Below are 16,578 nucleotides of genomic sequence, written 5' to 3'. Positions count from 1 at the left end.
CCATCTGCCTGATATAATGCGCATCTTTTTTCAGGTTCTCTATTATGGGCGAGTCACCTTATATTCACAATGTCGGTATGCAGAATTTCCAGAATCTGGTGCTGGAAAAATCGGTTAATAAGCCTGTTTTGGTCGATTTCTGGGCGGACTGGTGCCAACCCTGCCAAACCATTATGCCGATGCTGGCCAAACTCGCTGAAGAATATGCAGGAAAGTTCGAACTGGCCAAGGTGAATGCTGACGAGGAGCAGGAATTGGCCGCGCATTTCGGTATTAAGAGCCTGCCCACGATGAAACTTTTCTACCAGGGGCAAATCGTCGATGAACGCATGGGTGCGGTGCCGGAATCGGATATTCGCGCGATGATCGACAAGCACATCGTGTCAGAATCCGATCAAATGGTTCAGGCCGCCATGATGGCTTATCAGCAGGGCAATACCGCACAGGCGCTTGAAGTGCTTAATAATGTGCTTGCCAAGGACCCCGATAATGCCGAACTCAAGGTTACAATCGCACAAATGGTTTATGGCGAGGGCGATACCGAGAGTGCGCAGGCGTTACTGGACAGCCTCGACAACGAAGGCGCTAAACTGGATGCGGCAATCAAGCTGCGCGCCGAAATCAACCTCGCGGCACAGCTTGCCGATTTGCCCGACCCGAGCGAAATCGAGCAGCGCCTGGCCCAGAATCCCAATGATCTTAAAGCGTTGTTGCAGAAAAGCAGGCACTTGACCGCGCAAGGTGATTACGACAACGCCATGGAATGCCTGCTGACGATCATGCGTACCGATCGTGGTTTCGAGGATGATATCAGTCGTACCAGCATGCTCGAATTATTTGATATGCTCGGTGGCGAACATCCCAGCGTGCAAAAGTATCGTCGCAAACTCTTCAACCTGCTCCACTAGTATTCTCACCTAACCCCCTCAACATTAACCAACACTTATTAGGTTCGATGCTAGCACGAGGGAAAGTTTACAAAAGAGTAGCGAGGCATGGATGCCATGGTCCGACGTATCGGGCTCCAAGCGTTTCCATCGAAGGACCAACCGGTGCTTGCGCCGGTCGGGAGCGTCTTTTGTGATCTTTCCTTCAAGCTAGCATCACCATCCAGGTACAGCATCGAAACTGATAGAAGACAACCAAATGATGCAATGAATAGTAGCAGGCAGGCAATTTTTGAGGTGTAGGGTACGGAGGCGGGTTAAGGATTTTGTTAGCCGCGGGGATGGTGTTCGGCGTGAAGTGATTGCAGGCGTGCCTGGGCGATGTGCGTATAAATCTGCGTTGTCGACAGGCTGCTGTGCCCGAGCAACATCTGTACCGTGCGTAAATCCGCACCATGATTAAGCAAATGCGTGGCAAACGCATGGCGCAACGAGTGTGGCGAAAAAACAGTTTTAACGCCCGCCTTGAGCAGGTACTTCTTGATATTTTGCCAGAACGCCTGACGCGTAATCGCGGTACCGCGACTCGATATAAACAGCGCATCATTGTTCACATGCCCCTGCAGCAAACCGGGGCGTGAACTCTTCAGATACTGTGCGAGCCAGTGTAATGCTTCCTCACCGACGGGAATAACCCGCTCCTTGCTACCTTTCCCGACCAACCGCACCAGACCGAGATTGGTATTTACCTGGTTCACTTGCAGGCCCACCAGTTCACTGACACGCAGCCCGGAGCTGTACATAAGCTCGAGCATACCGCGATCCCGAAGACCAAAATTGGATTCAAGGTTCGGAGCGGCCAATAACTTTTCAACATCGCTTTCGGTGAGCGACTGCGGCAAGGTTCGATGAATCCTGGGCGCACTGATTAAAGCGGTGGGATTGTCCTGGCGATCCCCGATCTTGATTAAATATCGATAGTATTGTTTCAGGGTCGACAACAGGCGAGCGTTGGAACGTGCTGAGGCGCCTTGATCAAAGCGTTCAGCTAAAAAATGCTGGATACTTGACTGCTCGGCATTTTGCAGCTTTTGTTGCCGCGTCTGTAGCCAGCGCGAAAACTGGCGCATGTCCTGCTGATAGGCACTCAGCGTTCGATCAGCCAAACCTTTTTGCGACCAAAGGCTATCGATAAAGCGCTCGATTTCCGGATCGCCAGGTTGCATGGAAGTTTTTTTCATTGATAAAAAAAGGCACAGCTTACTGTGCCTGTTAATATTTTGCCAAACATGAAGATCAATTACCTTTTCTTCGTTCGTGGCCTCGTAGACCTGGTAACCGCCAATTTGGCCTGCTTATCCCATCCATACACAAATTTTGAGATAGCAGCGCCTCTCTTGTCAGATAACTTACCCAGGGCATCGGCACGCCTTTTGGCGTCACGAACTTCATTCCTTAATCCCTGTACCTGCTCTTTCAAGGTTTTGACTGTATCATCAAGCGCCTTGATCCTTGGATTAGCGGCAGCCTTCTTTATTGCAGTGGGTCGCTTCTTAACTTTAGGCTTTACCGCTTTTTTTTTGTAGCGGAACGAGTCGCCCTTTTCTTAGCTGCCGGTCTTTTTACCGCTTTCCTTTTGGGCGCGGCTCTTTTAACTGCTTTCCTCTTGGCCGCCGGTCTCTTAGCCGCTTTCCTCTTGGCCGCCGGTCTCTTAGCCGCTTTCCTCTTGGCCGCCGGTCTCTTAGCCGTTTTCCTCTTGGCCGCCGGTCTCTTAGCCGCTTTCCTCTTTACTGCTGACTTTTTGACCGCCTTCTTTTTGGCCGCGGGTCTTTTAACTGCCTTCTTCTTCGCTACTGACTTTTTGACCGCCTTCTTCTTGACCGCGGGTCTTCTAACTGCTTTCTTCTTTGTTGCTGACTTTTTGACCGCTTTCCTTTTAGCCGCCGGTCTCTTAACTGCCTTCTTCTTTACTGCTGACTTCCTAACCGCTTTCCTTTTGGTCGCGGGTCTCTTAACTGCTTTCCTTTTTACTGCGGGCTTCCTTGCTTTTTTCTTTGCTGCAGATTTAGCTTTTGGTTTCGACTTTGCTGCTCTCTTTGCTGTCGCCATCGTCCGGTCTCCTCACGTTGACTTACGAATGTGATTAAAAAAAGCATCCACAATAATACAATAGCAAGTTGGTACTAATTGCAAACACTACGAACTGAGTTACGTCGTGTATTATAGTTGTCTGACAAAAAAATAGTATGAAATTTTTCATTAGTTTTATCAACATGAATTCTTTCAATTTGAATGTGTCTTAAACGCAATCAATAAAAGTTATGACAACCAATTTTTATCATGGCTACCCTCCTGCAAGTTTGTTCAAACAATTTGCGGCCATGTTGTATGACAGTTTATTAATTTTTGCAGTGCTTTTTTTTTCAACTGCAATTGCGCTAATCTTCAACCGCGGTGAAGCGATCGAATCAAGTCCTCTGTTCAGTCTTTACCTGTTGTTCATCCTGTTTTCATTCTATGCCTGGTTCTGGCACAGATCAGGACAAACCCTGGGAATGCGGGCATGGAAAATTCGTATTGTCGCCGAGTCCGGTGGCAATCCGGGTTGGGGTAGCAGTTACCTGCGCCTTGCTTTTGCCCTGGTTTCGATACTGTGTTTTGGTCTTGGCTATTTTTGGCGACTTTTCAAGCCCTACACCTGGCACGATAAACTCAGTCAGACCAGCATTATCGACATTTCAGGCTTTGATCGGGCTAAAAAGTAATCTACCACCGGGCCCATGGGACTGGTTCTTTAACAACATGTAAACCGCAATTCCGAGAAAAGCCAGGCTGGGTATCAGTGCAATCGCCAGCGCATTGACTTCAAACTGGTTCCCCAGCTGTATCACCAGCCGATCGACAACCACAAATGCCAAACCCAGCAGTATTCCGATCAGCAGACGCTGCCCCGTGTTGCCCTGGCGTTGAGACCCGAGCACAAACGGAAACGCCAGCAGGCACATGACAACAATGGTAAAAGGTGCCAAAATTTTCTGCCAGAAAATCAGACGCTCAACCCTGCCGTCGAGCCTGTTCTCCTCCAGGAAGTTAAGGTAGGCACGTAAATCACCACTCGACATTTGCCTCGGTTCTATCATCAACACCTCAAGCAACTGGGGTGACAAGTTGCCTTCATAGACCAGCTGGTCATAGCGCAGCGTCTCGACTTGATTATCACTGATTATCGACTTCTGGATCCGGTGTAACTCCCATCCCTGCTCCAGGGGAATGGCACGCTCTGCTTTGAGCACAGAGAACAGTCTTCCCTTGTTATCAAGCTCGAATATCTCGATATCACGCGCGACTCCATTTGGTAGAAGTTGCCCGATGTGTAATACCCTCGACTCATCCTTGGTCCAGAGTCCTTCCCTGACAAGCAACGCCGAGGTTTTTTCCTGTGCAAGATTCTTGACATTGCGCGCGTAAGTCTCGCTATCCGGAACCACCCAGTCCGCCAGCAAAAAATTAAGCACCGCTAATATTACCGCTGCCTGTACGACCGGACTGACCAATTTCCTCAGTGAGAGTCCGGAAGCCTGCATCGCAATAATCTCGCTATTGCTGGCCAGCGCACCCAACCCGAGCATGCTGCCGAGCAGAGCTGCGAGCGGCATGAATTCGACAACTTTTCCCGGAAAACTCAGTGCTACGAACTTGAGGATTTGTTGGAAATCATATTTTCCATCACCAAGATCATCGAGCTCACCGACAAAAAGAAAAAACAGGCCGAGGCCAACCAGTGCCAGTAGCGAAGTAAAGGTTCCGAGGTGAATCGTGCGAATAATGTATCGGTTAAGTATCATGCCACTGGCTTGTTCATGTAAAACAGAACACCGTTGTTACGCCGATATAAAAGGACACCGGTAAATGCAACAAACAACAGGTGTACCCCCCAGAAATTAACAGTCATGGGTATCGTTCCCGCCTCGAGTTGAGCGCGAGTCACCACCACGAGATTGAGGTAGACGATATAAGCCACCAGGGCATATCCAACTTTACCAAAACGTCCCTGCCGGGGCGAAATGTAGGACAACGGCACTGCGAGCAATGCCAGAACTGCAAGTACCACTGGGATGGCGATCCGCCACTGCAGCTCAACCTGGTCATTGTTTTGATCCGACGACCAGAGCTCGGTTAAGGTTTTTTCTTTACTTCGAACCCGTGATTCGACTTTATTAACCTGCCTCTCGAGTAAAATGCCGTGCTGATCGTAGTCGATAATTTTGAAATTCTTTAGTCCAGCCGTGCCCTCGACTCGCTGGCCCGGCCCGACAACAAGAAATAAATCGCCGCTTTGTTCATCCAGCTTCTGCCGACCTGTTTTCGCGATCTCCAGGATCATCTGATCCTGACCGGTCTCACCGATAATCACCTCCTGTAATTCAAGCTTGTCGGTACTCATCGACTCCATGAAAAATACTGTATCATCACTTTCGCCCTGGTTGAACTGACCTGGCTTTATCTGGTGAAACTCGTGCTGATTCTCTTCCCGGTCGACAATCGCTCGTGCGTTAGCCTGCATTTTCGCATTGAGCGAAAGGCTTGCAAAACTGGTGAAAAGTAACAATGGCAGCAGGACGATAACAACGGGTCTGTAGAAATCGCGATATCCGATACCACAAGCATTCATTACCACTATCTCGTGATCTTTGTACATGCGCCCAAAAGTGAAAATAATTCCGAGGAAAAAACTTATCGGCAACAACAATGCCAGCATGTTAACCGACTGGCTTAACATAACCGCAGTCAGAGCCTGCCGAGGAACATCGCCATCGGCAATATCGGCCAGAACCCTGCCGAGGGCATTACTCATTAGAATAATGTACAGAACCAGCATCGTTGCCGCGCTGGTTTTAAGAATTTCCTGCGACAGGTAGGATGTTATTATGTTGCGCATGACTGGATTGGCATCCGATTATTTAGGCCCCTGGCAGTCTGCTTGCCGATTACTTAAACTACGCTGAATAATCACAGTATTTTGTCATATACGGCTGGTTTTTTTTGGCGCTTCACGTATCTTATCGCGTTATCACAGCCACCAACACCAGGAATATCATGGAATTCAGCCTGAAGCATAATAGCCCCGAGAATACGCGTAGCGCTTGCCAGATAATTACCGTTTCGCAGCCCCGAAAATTGTCTCGCAGCGGTCAGCACGTTGACAGGGCCAGCAAGGGATTCCTGACGTCGATTATCAAGCGCGGTGACATGGAAGGAAAGCTGGGGCAAACCCTGATGCTAGCAGATGTTGCTGGCGTCCCGGCGCAGCGTGTTTTACTGGTAGGCTGCGGTAAGCAAACCGAAATGAACGAGCGTAACTTTGCCCGGTTGATTAATTCGATTATGGATGCACTCTCGGCTTGCGGTGCCCGCGACGCCGAACTCTACCCCGGTGATATTGCGCTAAAGAGTCGTGACCTGACCTGGAAAATCAGACAGGCGACACTGCTGGCAAGTAACAGCGAATACCAGTTCGACCAGCTTAAAAGTAATAAATCTCGGCAGCGCAAAGGCTTGCGCAAGTTGAACTTCAATATTCCAAGGAGTGATTCAAGCAAGGCAAAACAGGCCGTTGCTGAAGCGCAGGCGATTAGCGCGGGGATGAGCATCACCAGGGACCTTGGCAACCTGCCGGCAAATGTTTGTACCCCGAGTTACATCGCCCGGCAGGCCAGGCTGTTAGCCAGGGAAGACAAGCGTCTGCGGGTTAGCGTGCTCGATGAGGCAGATATGAAACGGCTGAAAATGGGCTCTCTGCTTTCGGTCAGTGCCGGTAGTCGGCAACCGGCAAAGCTGATTACACTGGAATACCGCGGAGCGGCGGCGAAAGAGCAACCGATTGCACTGGTCGGTAAAGGTGTCACTTTCGATACCGGTGGAATATCGCTAAAGCCAGGCGCCGCGATGGATGAAATGAAATTTGATATGTGCGGTGCGGCTGCTGTAGTCGGTACATTGAAAGCCGTTACCCAGCTGCAATTGCCGATTAACGTGGTGGGGATCATTCCAGCCACTGAAAACATGCCCGACGGACTTGCCACAAAACCGGGCGATATTGTCACCAGCATGTCGGGACAAACCATCGAGATTCTTAACACGGATGCAGAAGGACGCCTGATTCTTTGCGACGCCCTGACCTATGCCCGAAAATTCAAACCGTGCTGTGTTATCGATATTGCTACCCTTACCGGTGCCGCGATTATCGCGCTCGGGAAAATTCCTTCAGCGGTACTCGGTAACAACCGAGCCTTGATCGACGGCCTGATAAAGAGCGGACAACAAATCGACGATAAAATCTGGGAATTGCCCCTGTGGGACGAGTACCAGGACCAGTTAAAAAGTAATTTTGCCGATATGGCCAATATCGGCGGCCGCGATGCTGGTACCATTACGGCGTCCTGCTTTCTGGCAAGATTTACCAAGGATTACAAATGGGCGCACCTGGACATTGCAGGTACTGCATGGAAATCAGGCGAAGAGAAAGGCGCTACCGGTCGTCCGGTTCCGTTGCTCACACAGTACATACTCAACCAGATCAAGTAATGACGCGAATCGATTTTTACCAGCTGAATCCCGAAGGCACCAGTTATGACCGCGTGGTTTGCCAGTTATGCCAGAAAGCATATGAAAACCGACAGCTTACCCTGCTATTGACACAAAACCAGCAACAGAGCGAGCATCTCGATAACAGGCTCTGGACTTACTCCGATGACAGCTTCTTGCCCCACGACCGGGAGGAAACCGGGGACCTGGTTACGCCTATCCTGATCAATGATAATCCCGACCCCGACGGAGAGCGCCAACTATTAATCAATCTATCAGCATCGGTTCCATCCTATTTTGCGCAATTCGAGCGCGTCATCGAACTGGTCACCGAAGAAAATAAGACCCAGGCGCGTGCACATTACAGTTACTATAAGGAACGCGGTTATCCGCTCAAACACATTAATCTATGAGCGATCAGACCGACATTCCAATTTTGACTGACCTGATAGAAAAAGGCATCGAGATCAAGTTGTCCGACCTGGGCCTGGATGACGAACTGGATACCGGCGTCGCGGCACCCTTCAACGAGAACGTTGAAATTGAACTCGCGGCTCCCGAAACCGAAAGCGTTGACCCATTTCAGGATAACCCGGAACTCGAGCAGATTGTTCGTCGCATTTTCGACGAACACGTGGAACGTGCCTGGCAGGAAATCAAGCTGGCCATCCAGCAACACCTCAAAAATTGACGCCTCCAGGCGTCATCCCGGAATTTGCGAAGCACATATCCGGGATCCTGCAACAATGCCGTAATCTCAAGATACCGATACGTCGGACCGCCGCTGTCGCGGCAATGACTCTATAACGAACTCTCCTCCCAAAGCAGCGCGACAACAGAAACAGTGCATTTTTGAGGGGGGGCACGGTATAATCGCGCCCTTTGATTTGCGCCACCGAGTTGATGGAAAAAACTTACGATCCCCATTCGATTGAAGAAGCCTGGTACCAGCGCTGGGAGGATCAGGGCTACTTCGCTGCCCATGGAGACGGCGACCCCTACTGCATCGTGATCCCGCCACCGAACGTTACTGGCAGCCTGCATATGGGGCACGCTTTTCAGGACACGATCATGGATACCCTGATTCGTTATCACCGTATGAAAGGTGATAATACCCTGTGGCAGCCGGGCACCGATCATGCCGGGATCGCAACGCAAATGGTCGTTGAGCGACAGCTAGGTCACGAGGGAAAAACCCGGCATGACCTGGGCCGTGACGCGTTCACCGAACGCGTGTGGAAATGGAAAGCGGAATCTGGGGGAACGATTACCCGTCAATTGCGACGCATGGGCGCATCACCCGACTGGTCGCGCGAGCGCTTCACCATGGATGACGGGCTGTCGGCAGCAGTGCAGGAAGTTTTTATCAAACTTTACGAGGAAGACCTGATTTACCGGGGCAAGCGTCTCGTTAACTGGGACCCGGTCCTGCATACTGCAATTTCTGATCTGGAAGTCATCAATGAAGAAGAAAAGGGATTTCTCTACCACGTGCGTTATCCACTCGTCGATGGGCCGGTTAACGGCATCACGCACCTGGAGATAGCCACCACGCGCCCAGAAACGATTCTCGCCGACGGCGCCCTGGCGGTTAATCCATCGGATAAGCGCTACCGGGATTTTATTGGCAAGCAGGTGCAGGTGCCCCGGACGCCTCGCGTAATTCCGATTATTACCGATGATTATGTCGATCCGGAGTTTGGCACCGGCTGCGTCAAGATCACACCAGCACATGATTTTAACGACTACGAAGTTGGCCAGCGCCACGAGATGGAAGTTATCAACCTGTTCACGATCGATGCGATCATGAATGAAAACGCACCACCGGCATACCAGGGTATGGATCGCTTCGAGGCGAGGGAACAAATCGTCAAGGATCTCGACGCCGAGGGATTGCTGGTCAAAGCGGAAGAGCATGTTTACAAACGCCCCTATGGTGATCGTTCCGGTGTCGTCATCGAACCTTACCTGACGGATCAGTGGTTCGTTCGTGCCGAACCGCTGGCAGAACCTTCCATCGAGGCTGTGAAGGATGGCCGGATTCGCTTCATCCCTGAAAACTGGAGCAAGACCTATTACAACTGGATGGAAGAAATCCAGGACTGGTGCATTTCTCGACAGATCTGGTGGGGGCATCGCATTCCCGCATGGTATGACAACTACGGCAACGTTTATGTCGCATCCGATATAGACGCGGTGCGTAAAAAATATGGACTTGCCGAAGATATCGAACTCACCCAGGACGAAGATGTGCTCGATACCTGGTTTTCGTCGGCGCTATGGCCGTTCAGCACGCTCGGTTGGCCCGAACGCAACGATCCAGCCTTAAAAACCTTTTACCCGACCAGCGTGCTGGTCACTGGCTTCGATATTATATTCTTCTGGGTCGCGCGCATGATTATGTTCGGCCTCAAATTCATGGATGACGTGCCCTTCAGGGAGGTCTATATCCACGGATTGGTGCGCGACGCCGATGGTAACAAGATGTCAAAGTCCAAGGGTAATGTTCTCGATCCACTGGACCTGATCGATGGTATTCCGCTCGATGACCTGGTGACCAAGCGCACCACCGGCCTGATGCAGCCGGAGATGGCACCGAAGATCGAGGCCGCGACGCGACGGCATTTCCCGGAAGGCATCCCGGCTTATGGCACCGATGCGTTGCGCTTTACCTTCACCGCACTGGCAACAACCGGGCGCGACATTCGCTTTGACCTCGGGCGCATCGAGGGCTACCGCAACTTCTGCAACAAGCTATGGAATGCAACTCGCTACGTATTGCAAAACACCGAGGGCGAGGACTGTACCGCGGGTAGCCCGACGCTGGCCGATCGCTGGATTATCGCGCGCCTGCAGCAGGTGAGCGCGGACGTGGCCACGCGTATCGACGGTTATCGCTTCGACCTTGTTGCGCGCGATCTGTATGAATTTGTCTGGAACGACTATTGCGACTGGTACATCGAATTATCCAAGCCGGTATTGTATGGTGATGATTACCCCGTAGTAGCCAAAAAAGCGGCCCGGCATACACTGGTAACGGTGCTCGAAGCAATACTGCGACTATTACACCCGGTCATGCCCTACATCACCGAAGAGCTCTGGCAACGCGTCGCACCGCTGGCGTGGATCGAGGGTGATACAATCATGCGCCGCCGCTATCCCGAGACTGATTCTGCACTCATCGATATGGCAGCGCTGGCGGAACTGGAGTGGGTGAAGACCTTTGTCATGGGTGTCAGGCAGATTCGCTCCGAGATGGACATTAAACCGGGCAAGCTACTGCCAGTCATTTGCCGGAACGGTGATGAACGGGATCGTGAATGCATCGAAAACAACCGATCACTTCTGCTGTCTCTGGCAAAGCTGGAATCAATAGCCTGGCTGGAACAGAATGCTCCGGCTCCGGAATCCGCGACTTCGCTGGTGGGTGAAATGCAGTTGTTGATTCCCCTCGCTGGACTCATAGACAAAGATTCCGAACTTCAGCGGTTACAGAGAAATATCGAAAAACTGGAGCAGGATGCGCAACGCATCAACGCGAAGCTCTCGAACGAGAACTTTCTCTCGCGCGCACCGAAAGACGTCGTCGACAAGGAAAAGCGCAAGCTCGCCGACGCAGAGTCGGCGCTCAGCAGCCTGCGCACGCAGGCAGAAAAAATTTCGGCAATCTAATTCTTCCCGGAGGTTGTGAACTTTTCAATAGGCCCGGGTTCAAATCAAATACTAATCTATACAAAAAAATACAGGGGAGAAAAAAGATGGGGTTCATTGAAAAGTTAAGTGCGCCGATTTTGTCGATTCACGATTTACTGTCGAAGCTGCAGTCGCCATTCCTGTTATTTATCAGGCTTTACGTCGCCTGGGTATTCCTGAAGTCCGGCATGCACAAGATTGGAGACTGGGAAACCACACTGGTACTGTTCGAGTACGAATACCAGGTACCACTGCTAAACTTTGAACTAGCAGCTTACCTCGCGACCATCGGTGAACTCGTGTTCCCGGTATTTTTAATCATAGGATTGGGCACTCGCTTTACCGCGATTGCTGTCTCGTTCATTAATATCATCGCGGTGGTTTCTTACTATGCAACCCTGGCCAAGGGGGCCGGCCTCGTGTGGCATTACCTCTGGGGCTCAATGCTGCTGACCAGTGTTCTCTACGGTGGTGGATTTTTCTCGATCGACCATTGGCTCAAATCACGGCTTGGCGAGGAATAGTTGTTAACGGGTTACGGACGTTGCCAAAACGCTGTGGCACGCTCCCGGCCTGCGCTAACCGGATTTATACAACCAGATAGGGTTTTAGCCTTCTTAGCACCGACGGATATTCGGCATACCATTGCTGATAGCCGGGGTTCCAGGCGCTGGCCAGTTTTTTACGCGCGTATATACGGCTATAGCTGGCCAGCGGAAATAGCTGGTTATCGCCGATACCACCCACTACGACCAGGCGAAATTCGTCAAAACCGAGGCGCTTGACCAGAACATTAGTCGGGTTTAAATCGTAGCTTGCAATCCAGTAGTTATGGAGAGACTGTTTCAACGATTCTATCTCCCGGATTACCCAGGCGTTAAATCGTTTGTCATTGAGCGCAAGATAATGGTCGAGCGATTTAGACACCCGCCCGTCATCATCGAGCACCATTTCAAAGATTGCACCCTTGCCCAGGCTGGTATTAATCAGACCATGAAATGCGGCGATATGATCAAGGTAAATACCACGTCGATGCAGGGCTTTAAAGTACCTTACGCAGCGCCGGAAACGAGCCGGGTGATGTTGCGGAAGCATAACCTTGATGCAGTAGTGCGCTGCAGTCGGATGCTGAAAACACTTGAAATAAAAGCCATCGGCCACGAGCAACGACGCAGGCAAGGAAATCGTATCGTCCGTCCCGCGAGCGCGCCTGGAAAGGAGCATGGAGCGGTTCGTCCCTGAACCGATCTCCTGGCAAGAGGAATTGCCGTTCAATCCGCCTGGCGACGCAGAAATGCAGGAATATCGAGGTAGTCCATGCTCTCTTTGTCCTCGGGCAGTTCAACACTATCACCAACAATTTTCTTGCGAATAGCAGTAGGTCGTTCGAGCTTCTTGTAATCGACCTCGCCATTACGCTCGGGCTGGACCGCGGCGACCGGTACATCAGCAAGAATCTTGTCGGCACCCAAACCGGTAGCGACCATGGTGACTCGCAACTCGCCATCCTTCATGTTCGAATCGATAACGGTTCCAACCACGACGTTGGCATCAATCGATGCCAGTTCGGTTATGGCCGTACCAACATCATCGAGTTCTCCTATGGCCATGTCCAGGCCGGCAGTGACATTAACGAGAATGCCCTGGGCACCCGAGATATTGATATCCTCGAGCAACGGAGACGAGATGGCTGCCATCGCCGCCTCCTTGGCGCGATTATCACCCGTGGCCGATCCGGTACCCATCATCGCCATTCCCATTTCCGACATGACCGTGCGCACGTCGGCAAAATCGACGTTGATCAAACCCGGACAGGTGATCAACTCGGCAATGCCCTGCACCGCGCCGCGCAATACATCGTTTGCCTTTTCAAATACTTCCAGCAACGATGTTTGTTTACCCAGTACGGGCATGAGCTTGTCGTTCGGGATGGTAATCAACGAATCAACCACATTGGAAAGTTCCTTGATACCGACCTCAGCCTGCGACATCCGCTTGGTACGCTCAAAGCCGAACGGTTTGGTGACCACGGCAACCGTCAGAATCCCCATTTCCTTGGCGATCTGCGCGATTACCGGCGCCGCCCCGGTGCCGGTGCCACCACCCATACCCGCCGTAACAAAGAGCATATTGGAGCCCTCGATCACTTCCTGGATGCGCTCACGATCTTCGAGCGCGGCCTGTCTGCCGATACCGGGATCGGCGCCGGCGCCGAGTCCCTTGGTAATACTGGACCCAATTTGCATGGTTGTTCGCACATCCATCTTTTTGAGCGCCTGTACATCGGTGTTGACGCACATGTATTCGACGCCTTCAATACCCGACGAAACCATGTGCTGGACGGCGTTACCGCCACCTCCACCGACACCAATGACCTTGATAATCGGATCTTTGGAGTGTGAATCCATCAGTTCAAACATTTTTTAGTCCTCTTGCGTTATTTAAAAATTACCCTGAAACCAGCTCTTCATTCTCGCCAAAACACCGGCTTCATTACGATCGTCCAGTTGGAAACCGGACAAGCCGGATTGCTGTCTGTTTCCAAACAACAGCAATCCAACACCCGTAGCATGAATCGGGTTGCGCACAACATCGACCAATCCCGATACATACTGTGGATAGCCCAGCCGAACCGGCATATGGAAAATCTCTTCCGCCAGTTCAATTGCGCCTTCCATTTTCGAACTGCCCCCGGTCAACACGACCCCGGCGGCACAAATCTCCTCAAGCCCACTACGGCGTAATTCCGCCTGCACCAGGCTTAATAATTCCTCGTAGCGTGGTTCCACGACCTCGGCCAGCGTTTGCCGGGCCAGGAGTCGAGGTTCGCGATCGCCGACACTGGGAACCTCGATGGTTTCGTTATCCGATGCCAACTGACGCAGCGCGCAGGCATACTTGACCTTGAGATCGTTTGCATACTGCGTGGGTGTGCGCAACGCGACCGCGATATCGTTGGTGACCTGGTCACCGGCGATCGGTATGACAGCGGTATGACGAATTGCGCCATCGGAAAACACCGCTATGTCGGTCGTACCGCCACCGATATCGACCAGGCAGACACCGAGTTCCTTCTCATCATCAGTCAATACCGAACTCGCAGAAGCCAGTTGTTCCAGAATCACATCATCGACCTCGAGACCACAACGACGCACACACTTGATAATATTTTGCGCGGCACTGACCGCACCGGTCACCAGGTGCACCTTGGCTTCGAGCCGAACTCCGGACATGCTGATGGGATCACGAATGCCTTCAGAGTTATCGATGACAAACTCCTGGGGCAATACATGTAATATTTTCTGATCAGCCGGAATTGCAACTGCCTTGGCGGCATCGATAACGCGAGCCACGTCTGCCGCGGTCACTTCCTTTTCCTTGATTGCGACGATGCCATGCGAGTTGATACTGCGAATATGGCTGCCGGCAATACCCGCGTAAACCGAGCGAATCTGGCAACCCGCCATCAGTTCCGCTTCTTCCACCGCGCGTTGGATGGTTTGCACGGTCGATTCGATGTTGACCACGACACCTTTCTTCAAACCCCGCGAGGGTTGGGTGCCGATACCGATAATATCGATATCGCCCTCGACCGTGACTTCGCCAACTATCGCAACCACTTTAGAGGTCCCGATATCAAGCCCTACGATCAGGTTTCCCGATGCCTTCTTAGACATTACCATTACTCCAGATTGATGCTTTGTCGCTGCCCTGCAGGGCTTCTTTTTTCCAGGCCACAGCAAAACCATTGCTGTAGCGTAAATCCAGACGCTGGATCTGCTCACGTCGGGGCAGAATCTGCTGCGGGTAAATAACTACCAGACGGTCGATCTTGTGATCGATATCTCTCCTGCCCAGCTTGATTTCCAATCCATTGATCAATTCGACGTCGAGCGCTCCGCGGCTATCGACCTGTAACGCGATCAGTCGCTCGTCTACGCTGTGGAAGCGGGCCTCCAGGTGGTAAAACTGCTTCAATACCCAGGCCGGCGGATGGTTGGTTGCATGCACCACAGGCAGATGGCTGAACGCAGCGGTATCCGCGCGATAAACGCTGGCCGAATCACTCAGCAGGTGCTGCCCATCCCAACGTGCCACCGGTACCTTTTCCTTGACATTGACCCTGAGCTTATCGGGCCAGATCCTGCGTACCGAGACCGATTCAATCCATGATCTGTCGTGCAGAGTTTGCTTGACATGGTGAATGTCGAGGGAAAAGAATCCCTGACCAAGATAGGGTTGCAGCGCCATCTCGACCGCCTGCTGATCCAGGTTTTCAAATGTCCCGGAAAGCTGAATCGTGCGTATCGGCAGCGGCTCTTCCACCTGGATGAGATAGACAACCGCCAGCATCAACGGCAGCAACAGAAATATCCAGTTGTAAGATTTGCGCCACTGGAAAGATGGTGACGTCGATGCCGGCGTGTTGCGTTGTGCCTGCTTGATCTGCCTGCGGGACTTAGCCATTGCGTTTACCTCCCGCCAGTGTTGTTTCAAGAATTTTTACAACCAGGTCGGGCATTTCCAGTCCAGCGGCACGGCCCGCCATTGGAACCAGGCTATGATCCGTCATCCCGGGCACCGTATTAACCTCGATCACCCAGGGTTGTTGCTGTTGATCCAGTATCAAGTCCACCCTGCCCCAGTCCCTCACACCGGTAACACGAATTGTTTCGAGCACGATTTCGTTTATTGCCGTGACGCTTGCGTCGTCAAGATCGCAGGGGCAGGTATAAACAGTGTCATCGGCCAGGTACTTGGCATCGTAATCGTAAAATTCGTGGGGTGTGTCCAGTTTAATCAACGGCAGAATTGTGTCGCCGACAAACCCTGCCGTGTATTCGGTACCATCGATGAAACGCTCGGCGAAAACATCACCGTAGCGACGCGCGTTCTTCCACGCCGGAAATAGCTCGCTTTCCTGGTGCACTGGCGTCATGCCGATACTTGAACCCTCCAGTATCGGTTTGATAAACACCGGCAACCCGAAATCACGCAGCAGCTGTTCACAATCTGTTTCGCTGTCCAGTTCAAAAAAATCAGGCGTGGGGATCCCGCTGCAACGCATGACTTTCTTGGTCAGAACCTTGTCCATCGTCAAGGCCGATGAGCATACGCCGCTACCGGTATAGGGAATGCCAAGGAATTCAAGTACAGCTTGAATAGTGCCATCCTCACCACCACGGCCATGCAATACATTAAAGACGCGATCGGCTTTCAAATCGGCAAGCTGATGGAAAGCATGCGCCTGTAAATCAACTGGAACTGCATCGACGCCGGCGGCAAGTAACGCCTCGTAAACGGCGTTGCCGCTATTAAGCGAAACTTCACGCTCGGCGGATTGCCCGCCCATCAGGACCGCAACCCTGCCACATTTTGTGACGCTATCCGGGGCCGGCTTTGACAACACCAT

16 protein-coding genes are annotated in these 16,578 nt (G+C 51.9%); 7 read left to right on the top strand and 9 right to left on the bottom strand.

The window, feature by feature from the left end; translation table 11 throughout:
• Positions 1-44 precede the first annotated feature (44 nt).
• A complete protein-coding gene (trxA, locus tag OES20_03420; protein ID MDH3633732.1) occupies positions 45-908 on the top strand; it encodes a thioredoxin in 864 nt (287 codons plus the stop codon).
• A gap of 308 nt (positions 909-1,216) precedes the next feature.
• On the opposite strand, the gene xerD is transcribed toward trxA, so the two are convergent.
• Positions 1,217-2,128 carry a site-specific tyrosine recombinase XerD gene (gene xerD / locus OES20_03415; GenBank protein MDH3633731.1) on the bottom strand — a complete coding sequence of 304 codons (912 nt, stop codon included), beginning with the start codon at positions 2,126-2,128 and terminating at the stop codon, positions 1,217-1,219.
• A 325-nt stretch (positions 2,129-2,453) separates the two neighbouring features.
• Positions 2,454-2,996: a hypothetical protein gene (locus tag OES20_03410; GenBank protein ID MDH3633730.1), complete on the bottom strand. Its 543-nt coding sequence runs from the start codon at positions 2,994-2,996 to the stop codon at positions 2,454-2,456.
• A 212-nt stretch (positions 2,997-3,208) separates the two neighbouring features.
• Here OES20_03410 and OES20_03405 point away from each other — a divergent pair, with 212 nt between their 5' ends.
• On the top strand, positions 3,209-3,652 hold the full coding sequence (locus tag OES20_03405; protein MDH3633729.1) for an RDD family protein: 444 nt from the start codon (positions 3,209-3,211) through the stop codon (positions 3,650-3,652).
• On the opposite strand, the gene lptG is transcribed toward OES20_03405, so the two are convergent.
• Together lptG and lptF are read right to left on the bottom strand one after the other, a co-directional pair.
• Positions 3,626-4,732: an LPS export ABC transporter permease LptG gene (gene lptG, locus OES20_03400; protein MDH3633728.1), complete on the bottom strand. Its 1,107-nt coding sequence runs from the start codon at positions 4,730-4,732 to the stop codon at positions 3,626-3,628. The genes OES20_03405 and lptG overlap by 27 nt on opposite strands.
• Positions 4,729-5,826, bottom strand: a complete 1,098-nt coding sequence (gene lptF / locus OES20_03395) for an LPS export ABC transporter permease LptF (GenBank protein MDH3633727.1) — start codon at positions 5,824-5,826, stop codon at positions 4,729-4,731. The genes lptG and lptF overlap by 4 nt, the downstream gene beginning before the upstream one ends.
• Positions 5,827-5,984: 158 nt before the next feature.
• On the opposite strand from lptF, the gene OES20_03390 reads away from it, so the two are divergent.
• The 5 genes from OES20_03390 (at position 5,985) to OES20_03370 (ending at position 11,689) form a co-directional block, all read left to right on the top strand.
• Positions 5,985-7,472, top strand: coding sequence for a leucyl aminopeptidase (locus OES20_03390; GenBank protein MDH3633726.1), 1,488 nt, complete (start codon positions 5,985-5,987; stop codon positions 7,470-7,472).
• The gene (locus OES20_03385; GenBank protein MDH3633725.1) at positions 7,472-7,885 is read left to right on the top strand and encodes a DNA polymerase III subunit chi; all 414 of its coding nucleotides are present in this window, start codon (positions 7,472-7,474) and stop codon (positions 7,883-7,885) included. Before OES20_03390 ends, OES20_03385 begins: the two co-directional genes overlap by 1 nt.
• The gene (locus tag OES20_03380) at positions 7,882-8,163 is read left to right on the top strand and encodes a hypothetical protein (protein MDH3633724.1); all 282 of its coding nucleotides are present in this window, start codon (positions 7,882-7,884) and stop codon (positions 8,161-8,163) included. Before OES20_03385 ends, OES20_03380 begins: the two co-directional genes overlap by 4 nt.
• A gap of 212 nt (positions 8,164-8,375) precedes the next feature.
• Positions 8,376-11,144, top strand: coding sequence for a valine--tRNA ligase (locus OES20_03375; protein MDH3633723.1), 2,769 nt, complete (start codon positions 8,376-8,378; stop codon positions 11,142-11,144).
• A gap of 86 nt (positions 11,145-11,230) precedes the next feature.
• The gene (locus OES20_03370) at positions 11,231-11,689 is read left to right on the top strand and encodes a DoxX family protein (GenBank protein MDH3633722.1); all 459 of its coding nucleotides are present in this window, start codon (positions 11,231-11,233) and stop codon (positions 11,687-11,689) included.
• 64 nt (positions 11,690-11,753) lie between these two features.
• Here OES20_03370 and OES20_03365 read toward each other — a convergent pair whose 3' ends face one another.
• Genes OES20_03365 through OES20_03345 form a run of 5 tightly spaced genes read right to left on the bottom strand, consistent with a single transcriptional unit; the run spans position 11,754 to position 16,578 of the window.
• Positions 11,754-12,389 carry a YrbL family protein gene (locus OES20_03365; GenBank protein ID MDH3633721.1) on the bottom strand — a complete coding sequence of 212 codons (636 nt, stop codon included), beginning with the start codon at positions 12,387-12,389 and terminating at the stop codon, positions 11,754-11,756.
• Positions 12,390-12,436: 47 nt separating this feature from the next.
• Positions 12,437-13,585, bottom strand: a complete 1,149-nt coding sequence (gene ftsZ / locus OES20_03360) for a cell division protein FtsZ (GenBank protein ID MDH3633720.1) — start codon at positions 13,583-13,585, stop codon at positions 12,437-12,439.
• 21 nt (positions 13,586-13,606) lie between these two features.
• Positions 13,607-14,842, bottom strand: a complete 1,236-nt coding sequence (gene ftsA / locus OES20_03355; GenBank protein ID MDH3633719.1) for a cell division protein FtsA — start codon at positions 14,840-14,842, stop codon at positions 13,607-13,609.
• Positions 14,835-15,632, bottom strand: a complete 798-nt coding sequence (locus tag OES20_03350; protein ID MDH3633718.1) for an FtsQ-type POTRA domain-containing protein — start codon at positions 15,630-15,632, stop codon at positions 14,835-14,837. Before OES20_03350 ends, ftsA begins: the two co-directional genes overlap by 8 nt.
• On the bottom strand, positions 15,625-16,578 hold the full coding sequence (locus tag OES20_03345; protein MDH3633717.1) for a D-alanine--D-alanine ligase: 954 nt from the start codon (positions 16,576-16,578) through the stop codon (positions 15,625-15,627). The genes OES20_03350 and OES20_03345 overlap by 8 nt, the downstream gene beginning before the upstream one ends.

Source organism: Gammaproteobacteria bacterium, from assembly GCA_029862005.1.
In the GTDB taxonomy this organism is placed as follows: Bacteria; Pseudomonadota; Gammaproteobacteria.
The sequence above is the reverse complement of the archived record's forward strand: the minus strand, read 5'-3'. Positions and strand labels throughout refer to the sequence as shown.